Consider the following 15,029-nt stretch of genomic DNA (forward strand, 5'->3'; position numbering starts at 1 on the left):
TCTTGCGCTACCCCCTCTCCGGGAAAATTTTCTGTGTGGGTTGCCCGGACCCGACGACTTTTTGAGAAAACGTAGGAGCTGCTACATTCTAATTTCTATCTTAAGGTCCTGGAGGGTTATGGATACCAGTGGTGATAATCCAAAACGTAAAAACTCTCCTTCGGATCGCATTGGAGCGTTCTTGAAATCGTATTCTTTAGAAGATCGAGATGCAGAATGTAACTGTATTTCTCGTGAAATGTTGGACCTCCCGCATTCATCGGTATCACGATAAGATCCCCGACTCCGGCTTCTTCCAGGGATAAAAGATAATCGAAAAGGAAACATCGCGACACTCCGTGAGCCTGAGCGAAGGTTCCAAGTAAGGCCCAGCTTCCACTGCCGATCCGAGCATTGATCTTTTTCATTTTTTCCTTACCGGGGCTTGCTTGATACAAGGTCCTGCCCGCCTTGTTCCCAATCCGTTCGGTTGCGGTTAAAAATTTTCCATATCGACGTAATAGATCGGGAATTCTTTTCGGGAGAATCTTTCGAATCCGAGTAGGATATCGAAGCAAAACTTCTTCGGCGATCAGAAGGCTGACTACGATCGTCTTGTTTTCCTCAAGACGCGATTGGATGCGGAAATCCGAATTGAGCAATAATGTTCCCATACCGGAAACGGTTCCGTATGGTCTTTCCTCAGGACCCGAAATACGAAGATTTTTTTGAATTTTAGAAGTGTTGGAACTACCACAAAATCCTCTACCACGATAAAATTCGCGCCAGAGATCAAAGCGATGCGAAGCAGTCCAAAGGACCGAGCGAAAGCGAGTCGCGGCGAGCTCGCCTTTTTGCTGCCAAGCAAAAAGGGGCGCCCGAATCCGTTTCGACCGAAATTCCACGGAACTCCGACCCCTAAAATTTTAGAAAGTGACAAGGTTCCCGATACGTCCGAAGCTAGTAAAAAAATCCCGGGAGATCCGGTTTTTCTCATGAAAAAAACAATCATTCTTTCTTTTTGTATTTTATTCCTGGCCTTAGAATCTTCTCTCCTGGCTCAACCCGCGCATAACTGGAATTCTCCGTCCGAAGTGGTAAAACAGGTGAAAAAGAAATTCTCCGATCTGAATTCCTACAAAGCCGATTTTCAGATCCAAACGGTTTCCAATAAAAAAAGCAAAAACATGAGAGGGGTCTGCCTCTACAAAAAAGGCGGAAGAATCCGGTATCAGTTCAGCGATCCTTCCGGCGATGAAATCGTATCCGACGGCAAAACTCTTTATATCTACATCGCCCGTTTGAACGCGGTGGGAAAACAGGATCTTACATTAAATAAATCGAATAAATCCGGTCCGATCTTTTCCAGTTTCACGGACGAAGGTCTTTCCAGAATTTTCAGAAAGTATCATTATAAGTTCGATTCCATCGAACAACCTCAAGTTTCTCCGAAAGACGGACGCAAATACTTCGTACTCAATCTCGAACAAAGGGAGAAGGTCGGAGGATTTGAAACCATGCTTCTCTACGTGGACGCGCAATCCTACTTCATCCAAAAAGCGGTCGCGAGCGACGGAAGAGGAAAGGAAACTACAATCGAATTTTTGAATATAGAAACCAACCCCGACCTGGAAGACGGACAATTCAACTTCCACATCAGCGGAAACGCGAAAATCGTTAACAACCCGCTTGTGTCGGAACAATAAAAATCGAAAGTCCCGGAAGGAGCGAAACTTTGAATCAGAAAAGAGTAGGGCAGATTCTCCGCGAGGCGAGAGAAGAAAAAAAGCTCAGCGTTAAAGACGTAGCGAAAGAAACAAACATCTCGGTTAAATACATCCTCGCGCTCGAAACGGAGGATTATTCTCAGTTCCCGGGTGAAACGTTCACCATGGGCTTTCTGAAGAATTACGGAAGTTATCTCAAACTCGACACCGGACAACTCATCAACTTATATCGGGGAGAAAAGATCGAAGAATCCCAAGCTCCTCTCGAAGAACTCACCCGTCCGACTACTTCGTATTATACGAAGATCAACGTGGATAAGAACAAGATCTTTACGATCGCGTCCGTATTGATCATTCTCATCTCCGCTTATCTCATCATCGACAGCTTTATGGGTTCCTCGTCCGGCGACGACAGCGTGGAAGAATCCGGTAAGAAACTGGACATTCCCGAAAACATCGACTTCTTATCGAGATCGATTCCGGACAACAGAAGCGAGTCCTTCATTCTTACTCCCGATAAGGGCGTGAGTTTTTCCGTGAGCAATCAGCAGTGTAAACTGTTCATCGACTCCGTGGAAAAAGGCGGGGCTTTGAATACGGCTGTTCTCGCGTTCAACGTTTATCCCGATCTCTCCGTTTACAAATTCCGTTTGAGCGAGGGTCAGGAAAAAGTTCTGAGTTATACGATTCCTGAAATCTCCAGCTTAAGACGCAACGTAAGAATCATCGCGCAGGCCGTGACCGAAAACTCCGCGAAGGTTCTCGTAACGTTAAGCGAAGAAGAGCAAAAGCCGGAAAACAACAACGCGGTCGACAACACCAAGACGCTCGGCGACGTTCCGATCCAAGTTACGTTGTTCTTCAGCAAAGCGAGTTATGCCGAATTCATCATCGACGGTCAGATGGGATTCCGAGGCCTCGTTCAAGCCGGAGAAAATAGAAGCTTAGAAGCGAAAGATCGTTTAGAATTGAAGGTCGGAGACGGTTCGGCCGTGGAAATGATTCAGAACGGAAAACCGAAAATCACCCTGGGCCGTCCGGGAAAACTCGTGAAAAAGATTTTCGTAAAAACGCAAAACCCTTACGATAATACTCAATCCATTATCAGGGAGTTGGGAGAGTAGAATTCTTTGGAAAAGAAGTTCTACATCACTACGCTCGGTTGTCCGAAGAACACAGCGGATTCCATGAGCATGCACCATTCTCTTTTGGAAGAGGGGTTTACACCGGCCGCTCTTCCGGAAGAATCGGACTTTCATTTTATCAACACTTGCACCTTCATTCAATCCGCGACGGAAGAAACGATTCAGACGATTCTTTCCGCCGCTCAGGTCAAAAAACAACACCATCAGAAACTCGTAGTGGTGGGTTGTTTTGCGGAACGTTATCCCGATAATATCAGCGCGGAAATCCCCGAAGTGGATTTGTTTTTCGGAACCGGAAGATATGCGGAGGCCGGAAAAATTCTCCGGGATAAATTCCCCGATCTTTCCCCTCCGAAACTCGAATTCAACGATGATATATTAGAAAGATTGAAACTGTCTTCCGGGATCGAAAACTACTCGAAGCCGTATGCGTATGTGAAGGTTTCGGACGGCTGCAACCGCGGTTGTTCCTTCTGCATCATTCCGTCCTTTCGCGGAAAGTTCAGAGAATCCCCCGTGGACGATATCATCCGTGATGCGGACCGCGCGATCCGTGCGGGCGCAAAAGAAATCTGCCTCGTTTCTCAAGACACCGTGTATTACGGAAGGGATTCGGAAGTCCTTTTGGATATGGTCCGTAGAGTTTCCGAAATCGATTCTCTGGAAATCCTGAGACTTCTATATTTATATCCGGATAAAAAAACGGAAAAGTTGATCCGCCTTATGGGTCAAACTCCGAAAATCGCTCCGTATCTCGAGTCCCCTTTGCAACACGTTTCTTCTAAGATTTTAAAAAGTATGAATCGAGCCGGAGAAAGTTCTTATTTCAAAGACCTCTTTTCGCTCGCAAGAGAAGTAAAACCGGGATTGGAAATCCGCACTTCGTTTATCATCGGCTATCCGGGGGAAGAAGCGGACGACGTGGATCAGATTCTACGGTTTATCGAAGAGACAAGACCGGAAAAAGTGAACCTGTTTTCCTATTCTCCTCAGGAAGGAACCAAAGGCGCCGAAACCAAACAAACGGTTTCCGAAAAAGAAAAATCCAAGCGAATCAATAGGATCCGAGACGCTCATCTCGCGATCTTGGAAGAGATCCATGAATCCAGAATCGGCAAAACCTACGACGCGATCGTGGATGCGATCGAAGACGGACAGGCGGTCGTAAGAAGACTGCAGGACGCTCCGGAAATGGACGAGGTCGTCTACGTGGACGATACATCCCTGCTTCCCGGAACGATCGGCAAAGTGAGAATCGATTCCTTCTACGAGTATGACATGAACGGAACCTGGGTTTCCCAATGAACAAAGTTATTTTCAATATTCCTAATATTCTTACGATGCTCCGCGTTGCGGCGGTGCCTTTTTTCGTATGGCTTCTGTTTCAGAAAGAGGTCGAATATCATATCGCGGCGCTTCTTCTTTTTATCGCGGCGTCTCTCACCGATTTGATCGACGGTTATCTCGCTAGAAAGTGGAACCAAGAAACCGAGTTCGGAAAATTTTTGGACCCGCTCGCGGATAAGATCATCGTAACGGGCTGTTTCGTTACGTTCATCTTTTTGCAGGAACAGATCGAGTTCTGGATGGTTTGTCTGATCATCGGAAGGGATATGCTCATCACTTCCTTGCGTTATCTCGCGATTCGTCAGGGACAATCCATCCGTACATCCATGCTCGGAAAAGTAAAGACCGCGTTCCAGATGGGAGCGATCGTTCTCATCCTCGTGTTCTTCGTTCTCGTATCGAGCAAGAAGCGCATTCTCATCAACGAGGCGTATGCGTCCGGCAAGGCTTCGGGGTTGACGGTCTTCGAGATCGCAACCGGCAACGCGATCTACTTTTTTCAAAACCTGGACAAATACACGGGTCTCGGAGATATCATCTTCGGACTCGGCGCCTTTGTTCCGTATTGGGGAATGCTCGTGACGACCGCGATCACGGTGATTTCCGGACTCCGTTATCTTGTGACCAACAGCAAAGTATTGACCCCTTCCAATCTCAAAAGGATGTTTCAGAAACGTGGAACCCAGAGCAGCCATTCTTAAACTCATAGACCGCAAACACTTAACGACCGAGGAAGCCGAAGCTTTCCTGGGTCAAGTGATGCGCGGAGAAGTATCCGAAATTCTTCTTTCCTCTTTTTTAACCGCGATGCGCGCCAACGGAGAATCCGTCGAAGAGGTGTTAGGTTGCACGCTTGCTCTTCGTAAAAATGCGCTTCGTCCGAAGACCGTATTTCCGTTCGATCTTTTGGACACTTGCGGAACCGGAGGAGACGGGCAGGGAACGATCAACATCAGTACTCTTTCCGCGATCACTCTCTCTTCCCTGGGAGTCAAAGTCGCCAAACACGGAAACCGATCGGTTTCTTCGCATACCGGATCGAGCGATATTTTAACCCGACTTGGATACAAAACCGAAAAGACTCAGGAAGAAGTGGAAGCGCACCTCGTATCACAGGGATTTACCTTCTTATTTGCGCCGATGTGGCACCCATCCATGAAATACGCAGGACCGGTCCGCAAGGAATTGGGATTTAGAACGGTCTTCAACATGATCGGACCTTTATCCAATCCGTTCGCTCCTCAATTCCAAATCATCGGAGTCTACGAACCAGCGCTGATGGAACTCTTCATCAAGGTTTTGCAGGCTCTCGGACTCAAAAAGGCGATGGTTTGTCATTCTCGGGACGGACTGGACGAGTTCTCGATCTTTGCGGTTACGGACTATTCTTTATTGGAGAACGGGGTCATCAGCAGACATTCTTTTGATCCTTCCGTATTAAAACTGCCGACATTAAAAAAGGAAGAAGTCTACGCTTCTTCTTCCGATCACGCCGAGGCTTTGGCCAGACGCGTATTGAAGGGAGAAGAGATCGCCGGTACGCACGCGGTGGCTTTGAACGCGGGAGCGGGGCTTTTCGTGATGGGAAAGGCCGCAAGCATCGAAGAAGGAACCAAGATCGCCTTGGAAGCGATACTTTCGGGAAAAACAAAGAAGTATTTCGAAGATTTAATTTCCAAAGAGTAAACTGGAAAAATACTGGTTAGAATCCTCGATTCAATCTATACAGGGAATAAGAAATGACTCTGAATTCAATCATTCTACTACAACTGGCTCAGGCGGCGGGAGAAGGCGACAAGTCTCCGTTCTCCACTCTTCTCCTGATCCCGATCATGCTCGTTATCATGTACTTTCTCGTGATCCGTCCTCAGAGAAGCGAAGAAAAGAAACGCAAAGAGATGATCGACAGCCTCAAAAAAGGGGACGAGGTCGTAACGTCTTCCGGGATTCACGGTAAAGTCGTGGAAATCAAGGACAACAACGAAGTCGTCGTTCTCAACATCGCAAAGGACACGAACGTTTCCTTTACGGCAAGCACCGTTTTGAAAAAGAAACAAGCAGACAAATGAAAAAAGCCGCGGTCTTCATTTCCATCTTTCTATTTCTCTGGAATTCGATTGCCTTCGCCCAGGACGGGGAAGAAATCGACTTCCTCGAAAAAGTTGCGGAACCCAAAAAGACCGTGAGCAAAAAGTCTTCTTCGGGATCTTCTTCCGCTTCTTCCACGAAGTCTTCCAAAAAGAAGGAAAAGAAAAAATCCAAAAAGAAGAAAAAGAAATCATCGTCTTCCACTCCTACCAATCCGGAAGGAAGCAAGAAGAACGTGGAACCGAATCAAGGAGAGGAATTCTCCAATTCTTCTTCGAATTCGTCCCAAAACGGTTCGAACAATCAGAATAATTCCTCCTCGAACTCATCGAACAACAACGGTTCTCAAACCTCTTCCCGTAACGTGGAAGAACAGCAGGTTGCAAGCGCGTCTAACGTGGATACGGGCAGCCTTCCGAAACCGTATTGGGTGAACGAGGAAATGAAAATCCGCCCGAACAATCTTCCGGGCTACACCGCTTCCGCGGAACCTTCCCAAAACGAACAAGGGCCTTCGTTTCAGAACCGCCTCGCCGACATACTTAAGTTAGGCGAAGATAAGAAAAAGGAAGAGGAAAAGAAGAAGGTTCAAGAAGGACAAAAGTCCGGTTCCTTTACGGGTTTTATCTCCGATTATAAAAAACCCATCATCATCGTAGTATTCATTCTATTATTTGCTTTGTACAGACTGAAAGCCGGTAAATCGCGTGGAAGTTCCAGCCGCAGATCTCCGGTTACCATCAATAAAATGAGAAGAGACTAGGAGTTTCACCTTGAAATCTGCGACATGGATTTTCCTGCCGCTCGTTATTATTTTAGCGGCGACAATCATACTTTATCCCAACTTCGCAACGAGAGAATTAGAAATCGCCGTTCGAAAAGAATTCACTTCGCTCCCACCGGAACAGAAAAAAGCGATTCTTGCCAAGTTCGAAGAACGTTGGAATCACGAATACAAACAGTCCGATTGGACGATTTCTCCCGCTCCGACCGCTCTCCAAGAAGAACCGTATCTTTTGGTCAAAGGAAGATTCATCACTTCCGCAAAGATCAATCAGATCTCTCAGGAAAACCCCGAGCTGATTCTCGAAGCGAAGAATAAACTTCGCCCGACTCTCGTGGAAGAATGGGTCACCAAAGGACGTCCTCTGACGATCAAACTCGGTCTCGACTTGCAAGGCGGGATGAGAGTCGCGATGAAAGGGGATTTCGAAGACTACGCTTCCAAACTCCGTGAAAGCTATATTAAAGAAATTGAAACCTTAAATAAAACCGTAGCCGATCCTTCCGTGGACGCGAAGGAAAAGAAAAAGGCGAAGGACCGCCTCGAGGAGATCGAAAGTTATTTCGAACTTTCACCGAGCCGTAAACTTCTCGAACTCGAAAAAGCGAAACTCATCATCGACAACCGTTTGACCAGCCAGAACCTGACCGAGCCGCAGGTTCGGATTCAAAAGGATCAGGATTCGATCGAGGTTTCCCTTCCCGGTGTGACGAACTCTTCTCAGATTTTGGAAATCATCCAGAACACCGAAACCGTGGAATATCGTTTGGAAGAACCCGAAAATTCCGCAGGACCGGGTGTTACTTACGCCGCGATCATTCAACAGGAAGAAAACAAACTTCTGGAAAGCGGCAAACGCGAAGAAACCGATATCGTTAAATATCAGAACATCGTAAAACAAAAACTCGGAAAGGCGGAACAGGATAAGTTCCTTCAATCCTTGGAAGACAAATATAAAATTCCGAAGGATAAATACAGAGTGTTTGCGTATTGGGCGAGAGGGAACAATCAGAATTCTCCGTTGCTTCCGAGAAGATTTATCGTTCTTGAAAAAGCGATCGCTCTTGACGGACGGGATATGCGCGACGCAAGACCTTCTTTCGAAAACAATTCCTTCGGTTATATCGTATCGTTTACTCTGACCAGCGCGGGCGCGGAGAAATTCTTCGAGATTACTTCCCAAAACAAAGGAAGAAATCTTGCGATCGTTTGGGGCGACAAAGTCGTTTCCGCTCCTACGATCCGCGGTGCGATCGCGGGCGGTGTGGCTCAGATCGACGGATCCTTTGCAAAAGAAGAAGCGGTGGATCTTGCGAACGTGATCAGCGAAGGAGCGCTTCCGATTCCTCTCCGCGTTTTGGAGATGAGATTTATCGGACCGACTCTCGGGATCGAATCGATCGAAGTGGGGATGAAAGCCGTAATGATCGGATTCGTTCTCGTAATGTTATATATGCTGTTGATCTACAGATTGTCCGGATTGGTGGCGAACATTGCGCTCTTTGCGAACATCATCATTCTGAGCGCGCTTCTTTCCTTGATGGGATTCACTCTGACTCTTCCCGGGTTTGCGGGGATCATCTTAACGGTCGGTATGGCCGTGGATGCGAACGTGATCATCTACGAACGAATCAAGGAAGAAATCCAAGCGGGTAAATCCGCTTCGGTCGCGGTCGCACAGGGTTTTGACAACGCGTTTTGGACGATCATCGATAGTAACGTGACGACCTTGATTTCCGGAATTCTGATGATTCGTCTCGGAAACGGACCGATCAAAGGATTTGCGATCACTCTCTGCTGGGGGATTGTTACTTCACTTTTTACCTCCTTGTTTCTCAGCCGTTTGGTGATGGATCTTTTGGTCAATAAGCTGGGAGTTCAAAAACTCCAGATCGGCTTTAAAAAATTGGAGTCTTAAGAATGTTTGATTTTATAAAATACAAATACGTTTCCATCAGCGCTTCTCTCGCGTTAATCGTATTCGGTTTTACGTATACGTTTGTGGTTCACGGCGGTTTTGCGAATTCCCTCGACTTCAACGGAGGACTTAGAACCGTAATCGAATTTGATAAGAATACGGACCGCAAAAAGCTCGAAACCTACTTCGCGGAAAACAACATCGAAGCCGTTCTTCTTTTGCTCGATAAGGACAAGAATCACTATCAGATCGATATCGGCCTCGGTTCCGTGGACGCGATTCTTCAAAAATACAAACAGAAGAATTCTCTGAAACCGGAAGATAAGGTGGAAGTTTCCGGAATCGACGCGTTGATCGCGATCATCATGGCGGATTTCGGAATTGACAAAAGCAAGGTTCTCAGTGCGAACCAAGTCGGTGCGGTAGTAGGGGGGGAACTTTCCTCCACGGGAACCACGCTTCTCGGACTTACTATGGCGATCATTCTCGCTTATATCAGTTTTCGTTTTCAATTCAAGTTCGCATTGGGTGCGATTGTCGCCTTGACGCACGACTTGGTTTTGACCGTGGCGTTTATCGGCTTCTTTCAAATCAAACCGAGCGTTCCGATCATCGCAGCTTTGTTGACTCTTCTCGGATATTCGATCAACGATACGATCGTAGTTTTCGATAGAATTCGCGAGAATGCGGCAGGAAATCTGAACGAAACCTTCGGACAAACGATCAACTCCGCGATCAACCAAACTCTCGGAAGAACGTTTAACACGTCTTTTGCGACTTTGATTTCCATCATTGCGATCATCATCGGAGGCGCGACCGAACTCTTCGACTTCGCATACGTTTTAACGTTCGGGATCATCATCGGAACGTATTCCTCCATCTTTATCGCCGCCCCTCTCGTAGACATTTACGATCACGTAATACGAAAGGCAAGAGGCTGATGACCTTCCTCCCGGAAAACATTCGGGAGGAAATGCGTAAGCTCTCCTTCTTATCCACGGGCGAAAGTTCTCCGAACCCGCCCGTTTCTTGTATCATCACCGACATCGAAAATAAAAAAATCCTAGCGAAAGGTAGAACCTCGCCGACCGGCGGCCCTCACGCGGAACGAAACGCATATTCCGAATTCGTAAAGAACGGCTTGGTGGGAACGGCGCATAACGTGTGGGTCACGCTCGAACCCTGCACGCATCACGGAAAAACCCCTCCTTGTCTCGATCTGATTTTAGAACACAAACCGAAGACCTTGTATTACGGCTGGAAGGACGTAAACCCTCTTGTGCGGGAAACGGACGGATTGAAGAAGGCGGCGCAAGCGGGAATTTCCGTCGTGCAGGACGAGGACCTCGCAGAGATCGCCTCCGAAAGTCTGTTCGGATTCAATTCCCGGATCAAATACGAAAGACCTTCTCTGATTTTAAAAACCGCCGTGTCGAAAGAAGGATATTTTGCGGCGTCCGATAAGTCGCAGATTTTTTTATCCGGAAAACTTTCCCTCCACCTAACATCTCTTTTGCGGGCAAAATGCGATGCCGTCTTGGTCGGTCCGGGAACCTTGTTTTATGATAAACCGGGTTTGGATTTTCGGGTTTTACCGGCTCCTGCCGCGACGGAAGAATTTTCGGATTTTGCAGCGGAACGAGCAAACGGATTTGCGAACTTACTCAAAAACATTCTCCGATACGGAACGAATGCAGACGTTTGGAACGTTCACTCGGACGCGAGAACTTCGTATCAACCGTATCGAGTGTTTTTTATATTCGAAGAAAAGAATATATCGACCGAGTGGATCGAAAAACAGAAAAACATCAACGAACGGAACGAGTCTAAGAAATGTATCTTTCTGTTAAAGGAAGGAGCGATTCTTACCGAAGAAACGAAACGCGCATTGTTCTCATTGACCGATCACGAAATCTTTACGGTTTCGACGAATCGTCTCGCGGAGGATTGTTTTTCGATTTTATCTTCGATCGGAGTCAATTTACTTCTTGTGGAAGGCGGCAATCTGCTTTATGAAACCTTCTCCGCAAAGATGCAGGAAAACGATCTCATTCTAAAAATTCAAACTTCTCGATCGATTCAAAACGGAATTCTGCCTTCGCTGCAAACGAACGCGGAAACTCTCGTTTGGAAAACGGAAGTGGGAGAAGACAGCTGGGAGGCGCACCGATGTTTACGGGTTTAGTGGAAACGACCGGAAAAATTTTAGAGATCTCCGACACGCAGGACGGACGAGGATTTCTCGTGGAAACGACTTGGGTTCAACCCGACATCAAACTCGGAGATTCGATATCGGTCAACGGATGTTGTCAAACGGTGACGGAGTTCACGAACAACGGAAACCGTTTTCGATTTTACTCGAGCTTTAAAACTCTCGAACTCACCAACTTCGGTCTTCTCAAAGTAGGGGAAGAAGTGAACCTCGAACGAAGCGCTCTTCCTACAACTCGACTCGGAGGCCACTTGGTCAGCGGACACGTTGATGGAACCGGGAAAATTCTTTCCAAAGAAGAAAGGGAAGGCGGCTCCGTTGTCTGTTATACGGTAAGAAACGATTCTTCCCTTTCCCGATACATCGCGCCTCGGGGAAGCATCACGGTGGACGGAATTTCTCTGACTGTCGTAGATTCTCGCACGGGAGAATTCGATCTGGTTTTGATTCCGGAAACTCTCAAAAAAACAAACGCGAAGTCCTGGGGTTCCGACACGATTCTCAACTTAGAAATCGATCTCGTGGCCCGTTACTTGGAACAGCTTTTGAAGTCTAAGGAATAGTTAAGATTTCCAACTAATTCATTTGGAAACAGCCTCGAAACCTGGATTTGGTTCCAAAGATTTAAGTTTCTGTAGCCAAATTATAGTCCAATAGAAGAGATGGTAAGAACAGAGCAGAACTATGATCCAGCCCATTGAGAATGCAATCGAAGAAATCAAATCCGGAAGAATGATCATTCTTGTGGATTCGGAAGACCGTGAAAACGAGGGAGATCTCGTGGTTGCGGCCGAATTTGCGGACAAGGAAAAAATCAACTTTATGGCTACGTTCGGCCGCGGGTTGATTTGTATGCCGATGGAAGCAGAGCGTCTGAAAAAACTCGGTCTCAATCGAATGGTGGACGATTATTCTTTGGGCGACAAACACGGAACCGCGTTTACGGTTTCCGTCGACGCGAAACACGGAACATCGACGGGGATTTCCGCTCAAGACAGAGCGATCACCGTGCAGGCGCTTCTGGACGAAAAAACGGTGTCGGGAGATTTAATGCGTCCCGGACATTTGTTTCCTTTGCAGGCGGTTCCGGGCGGAGTTTTGAGAAGGGCAGGACATACGGAAGCCGCAGTGGATTTGTCCAAACTCGCCGGTTTATATTCTGCCGGTGTGATCTGCGAAATCATGAACGACGACGGGACGATGGCTCGTCTTCCGGATCTGGAAACGTTCGCTCAAAAACACGGACTCAATATTTATACGATCGAAGATCTGATTCGCTACAGAAGAGCGAAGGAGAATCTGATCCGTCTCGAAGTGGAATCCAAACTTCCCACCGAATACGGCGATTTTACGATCCGCGCATATTCCACGATGATCGACGACAAAATTCACGTCGCTTTGATCAAAGGAGATATCAAAAAGGACGAAACCGTTATGGTTCGCGTTCACAGTGAATGTCTTACGGGAGATATTTTTTCGAGTAACCGCTGCGATTGCGGTCCTCAGCTTCATTCCGCTCTGGACATGATCTCCAAAGAAGGAAAGGGAGTTCTTCTTTATATGAGGCAGGAAGGAAGAGGAATCGGCCTAATCAATAAATTAAAAGCTTATAATATTCAAGATAAAGGATATGATACGGTCGAAGCGAACGAGAAACTCGGATTCGCTCCCGATCTCCGCGACTACGGGATCGGCGCTCAGATCCTCAGAGATATAGGCATCGGTAAGATGAAGATTCTCACCAACAATCCGCGCAAGATCGTCGGGTTGGACGGTTACGGTCTGGAAGTCGTAGAACGAGTTCCGATCGAAATCCAACCGGGTTCGGACAATCACGGTTATTTGATGACCAAGAAGTTGAAGCTCGGTCACATATTGGGACTCGGCTGAACTAAATCGTATTGAAGGGTCTTGTTGTAGTTTCTACGATCTTTCCGTAAAAAACGGCGCCCCACCCTTTAATTGGGCGGAGATGACGAGCGACCATAGAAGCGAGGCGCTGAGCCTAGGAGGAGGCGGGAGTGTTCGGGCCAATGTCCCTCTATCATAAAAATAGCATGTGATCAACAAAATTTCAACGCTCAGAGTCTTGTCGGAACTCCGACAAGACTCTGAAAAACACGGGCGCCTCTCTTCTTACTTTCCGAGCCTCTTTCGAATCGCTTGATAGACGACGCCTGCGTAATATACGGCAACCCCGCCGATGATCAAGAACGGCAACCACCAAATCAAATAATACGTAAGCTGCAGGAACGCGTTCAAGAGACCGACAAAAGCGTTCTTATATGCGGGAACTTCGATCTTATCGGGAGCGGTGGGAAGGCTGTAGCTCACTGCGATCGTAGCCCACGTTACGCGGTCTTTGATCTTCCACGTTTCGTGTTCCGCGAGATCGAGTTCGTCTTCGCTGCTTGCGATGGATTCTTCGATCGCTTCCCAGTTCTTGGAACCTGCGCCGATCTGACTATTCGCGTTGTTTCTTCTCCCGAGACGGATCTTTTCACGGGTCATCTTTCGTTTTTGCCAGACCATACCTTCCGTGTGATCGATCGTTGAGATATCCTCCGAAAGAAGCGTTCCTAATTTATCGAGTTCTAATAAAGCTTCGTAGAGTTTCGCCGAACGAACGTGAACTCTTGCGCTCATAAATGGAGAAGCGGAATTCGTAGCGGAGCTGCTTTCCAAGTAACCGTATTTCGCGATAAAATCCAAAAGTTGCTTTCTCGTTTGAATCAGATCGGAACATTGATACGCGAGTTGAATGTTGTATTCGAGAAGCCTTTCGTTACCGGCGGAAGCGACCGGCGCGAAAACTTTACCAAGCTGATTCTCCGCTTTATCCGAAGCGAAAAAACTCTGAGAATCGTCCATATCGGCCGCTTCTTTCTTTTCCGCTTCGGGCATTGGAGCGGATTTTTTCATATCCGCGGAACCGACGGATCGGCTCATCACTTCGCTCGGAGCGGAGGAACTGTCTTTGGATTCTTCGCTTTTTTTTCCGCACGCGAAAGCGAATAACAACGATATTATGAGAATGAATCGAACTGTCTGTTTCAAGGCGAATCTCCCGATCGAAAACTTATTGAATTCAACACCTGGGTCGACCCGTTTTTTCCTCGAAAACGTTCCGAATGATTCAAGGAAAGGCATGAACGACAAAGATGAAGCTGTTCTTTTCCCGGGATCGCGAAGATTTCCCAATTTCATTGGGAGCCATCAGCTTTACGCTCCGCTGCCGATTGCTAATTCGCTCTCTATGGATCGCGAAGATTTCCCAATTTCATTGGGAGCCATCAGCTTTACGCTCCGCTGCCGATTGCTAATTCGCTCTCTATGGATCGCGAAGATTTCCCAATTTCATTGGGAGCCATCAGCTTTACGCTCCGCTGCCGATTGCTAATTCGCTCTCTATGGATCGCGAAGATTTCCCAATTTCATTGGGAGCCATCAGCTTTACGCTCCGCTGCCGATTGCTAATTCGCTCTCTATGGATCGCGAAGATTTCCCAATTTCATTGGGAGCCATCAGCTTTACGCTCCGCTGCCGATTGCTAATTCGCTCTCTATGGATCGCGAAGATTTCCCAATTTCATTGGGAGCCATCAGCTTTACGCTCCGCTGCCGATTGGCTAATTCGCTCTCTATGGATCGCGAAGATTTCCCAATTTCATTGGGAGCCATCGGCTTTACGCTCCGCTACCGATTGGCTAATTCGCTCTCTATGGATCGCGAAGATTTCCCAATTTCATTGGGAGCCATCGGCTTTACGCTCCGCTACCGATTGGCTAATTCGCTCTCTATGGATCGCGAAGATTTCCCAATTTCATTGG

Annotated in this window: 14 protein-coding genes; 12 read left to right on the forward strand and 2 right to left on the reverse strand. The window is 47.3% G+C overall.

The annotated features are described in order from the left end of the window. Positions 1–116: 116 nt before the first annotated feature. Entirely contained in the window at positions 117–653 is a 537-nt protein-coding gene (locus DLM76_RS11290; RefSeq protein ID WP_118955257.1) for a DUF1564 domain-containing protein, read from the reverse strand. Between the two features lie 321 nt (positions 654–974). Between DLM76_RS11290 and DLM76_RS11295 the strand changes: the two genes are divergently transcribed. The 12 genes from DLM76_RS11295 to DLM76_RS11350 all read left to right on the forward strand — a co-directional run bounded on the left by DLM76_RS11295 (position 975) and on the right by DLM76_RS11350 (position 13,090). Further along, positions 975–1,685, forward strand: coding sequence for a LolA family protein (locus DLM76_RS11295; RefSeq protein ID WP_174714577.1), 711 nt, complete (start codon positions 975–977; stop codon positions 1,683–1,685). A 29-nt stretch (positions 1,686–1,714) separates the two neighbouring features. After that, positions 1,715–2,830: a helix-turn-helix domain-containing protein gene (locus DLM76_RS11300; protein ID WP_118965233.1), complete on the forward strand. Its 1,116-nt coding sequence runs from the start codon at positions 1,715–1,717 to the stop codon at positions 2,828–2,830. A gap of 6 nt (positions 2,831–2,836) precedes the next feature. Then, positions 2,837–4,156 carry a 30S ribosomal protein S12 methylthiotransferase RimO gene (gene rimO / locus DLM76_RS11305; RefSeq protein ID WP_118955255.1) on the forward strand — a complete coding sequence of 440 codons (1,320 nt, stop codon included), beginning with the start codon at positions 2,837–2,839 and terminating at the stop codon, positions 4,154–4,156. Continuing rightward, entirely contained in the window at positions 4,153–4,899 is a 747-nt protein-coding gene (gene pgsA, locus DLM76_RS11310) for a CDP-diacylglycerol--glycerol-3-phosphate 3-phosphatidyltransferase (protein WP_118955254.1), read from the forward strand. The genes rimO and pgsA overlap by 4 nt, the downstream gene beginning before the upstream one ends. After that, on the forward strand, positions 4,874–5,884 hold the full coding sequence (gene trpD / locus DLM76_RS11315) for an anthranilate phosphoribosyltransferase (protein ID WP_118965234.1): 1,011 nt from the start codon (positions 4,874–4,876) through the stop codon (positions 5,882–5,884). The genes pgsA and trpD overlap by 26 nt, the downstream gene beginning before the upstream one ends. 59 nt (positions 5,885–5,943) lie before the next feature. After that, positions 5,944–6,267, forward strand: coding sequence for a preprotein translocase subunit YajC (gene yajC / locus DLM76_RS11320; protein ID WP_174714579.1), 324 nt, complete (start codon positions 5,944–5,946; stop codon positions 6,265–6,267). Further along, on the forward strand, positions 6,264–7,049 hold the full coding sequence (locus DLM76_RS11325) for an SRP-less Sec system protein (RefSeq protein WP_118965235.1): 786 nt from the start codon (positions 6,264–6,266) through the stop codon (positions 7,047–7,049). Before yajC ends, DLM76_RS11325 begins: the two co-directional genes overlap by 4 nt. Before the next feature lie 10 nt (positions 7,050–7,059). Then, positions 7,060–8,988 (forward strand): protein translocase subunit SecD, encoded by a 1,929-nt coding sequence (secD, locus tag DLM76_RS11330; RefSeq protein ID WP_118955250.1) that lies wholly within the window; start codon positions 7,060–7,062, stop codon positions 8,986–8,988. Positions 8,989–8,990: 2 nt separating this feature from the next. Continuing rightward, on the forward strand, positions 8,991–9,929 hold the full coding sequence (gene secF, locus DLM76_RS11335) for a protein translocase subunit SecF (RefSeq protein WP_118955249.1): 939 nt from the start codon (positions 8,991–8,993) through the stop codon (positions 9,927–9,929). Continuing rightward, positions 9,929–11,173 (forward strand): bifunctional diaminohydroxyphosphoribosylaminopyrimidine deaminase/5-amino-6-(5-phosphoribosylamino)uracil reductase RibD, encoded by a 1,245-nt coding sequence (locus DLM76_RS11340; RefSeq protein WP_118965236.1) that lies wholly within the window; start codon positions 9,929–9,931, stop codon positions 11,171–11,173. The genes secF and DLM76_RS11340 overlap by 1 nt, the downstream gene beginning before the upstream one ends. After that, a complete protein-coding gene (locus DLM76_RS11345; RefSeq protein WP_118955247.1) occupies positions 11,158–11,763 on the forward strand; it encodes a riboflavin synthase in 606 nt (201 codons plus the stop codon). Before DLM76_RS11340 ends, DLM76_RS11345 begins: the two co-directional genes overlap by 16 nt. A 121-nt stretch (positions 11,764–11,884) precedes the next feature. Continuing rightward, positions 11,885–13,090, forward strand: a complete 1,206-nt coding sequence (locus DLM76_RS11350) for a bifunctional 3,4-dihydroxy-2-butanone-4-phosphate synthase/GTP cyclohydrolase II (RefSeq protein WP_118955246.1) — start codon at positions 11,885–11,887, stop codon at positions 13,088–13,090. Positions 13,091–13,336: 246 nt separating this feature from the next. On the opposite strand, the gene DLM76_RS11355 is transcribed toward DLM76_RS11350, so the two are convergent. Then, positions 13,337–14,257 carry a DUF4349 domain-containing protein gene (locus DLM76_RS11355; protein ID WP_241548224.1) on the reverse strand — a complete coding sequence of 307 codons (921 nt, stop codon included), beginning with the start codon at positions 14,255–14,257 and terminating at the stop codon, positions 13,337–13,339. Between the last annotated feature and the right edge of the window lie 772 nt (positions 14,258–15,029).

The sequence above is a fragment of the Leptospira yasudae genome (assembly GCF_003545925.1).
Taxonomy (GTDB): Bacteria; Spirochaetota; Leptospiria; order Leptospirales; family Leptospiraceae; genus Leptospira; species Leptospira yasudae.

Coding starts and splice junctions, on each gene's coding strand:
- pgsA (WP_118955254.1), top strand. CDS start 4,153: ATGAACAAAGTTATTTTCAATATTCCTAATATTCTTACGATGCTCCGC.
- DLM76_RS11325 (WP_118965235.1), top strand. CDS start 6,264: ATGAAAAAAGCCGCGGTCTTCATTTCCATCTTTCTATTTCTCTGGAAT.
- DLM76_RS11345 (WP_118955247.1), top strand. CDS start 11,158: ATGTTTACGGGTTTAGTGGAAACGACCGGAAAAATTTTAGAGATCTCC.
- DLM76_RS11295 (WP_174714577.1), top strand. CDS start 975: ATGAAAAAAACAATCATTCTTTCTTTTTGTATTTTATTCCTGGCCTTA.
- DLM76_RS11290 (WP_118955257.1), bottom strand. CDS start 653: ATGGGAACATTATTGCTCAATTCGGATTTCCGCATCCAATCGCGTCTT.
- secF (WP_118955249.1), top strand. CDS start 8,991: ATGTTTGATTTTATAAAATACAAATACGTTTCCATCAGCGCTTCTCTC.
- DLM76_RS11340 (WP_118965236.1), top strand. CDS start 9,929: ATGACCTTCCTCCCGGAAAACATTCGGGAGGAAATGCGTAAGCTCTCC.
- DLM76_RS11350 (WP_118955246.1), top strand. CDS start 11,885: ATGATCCAGCCCATTGAGAATGCAATCGAAGAAATCAAATCCGGAAGA.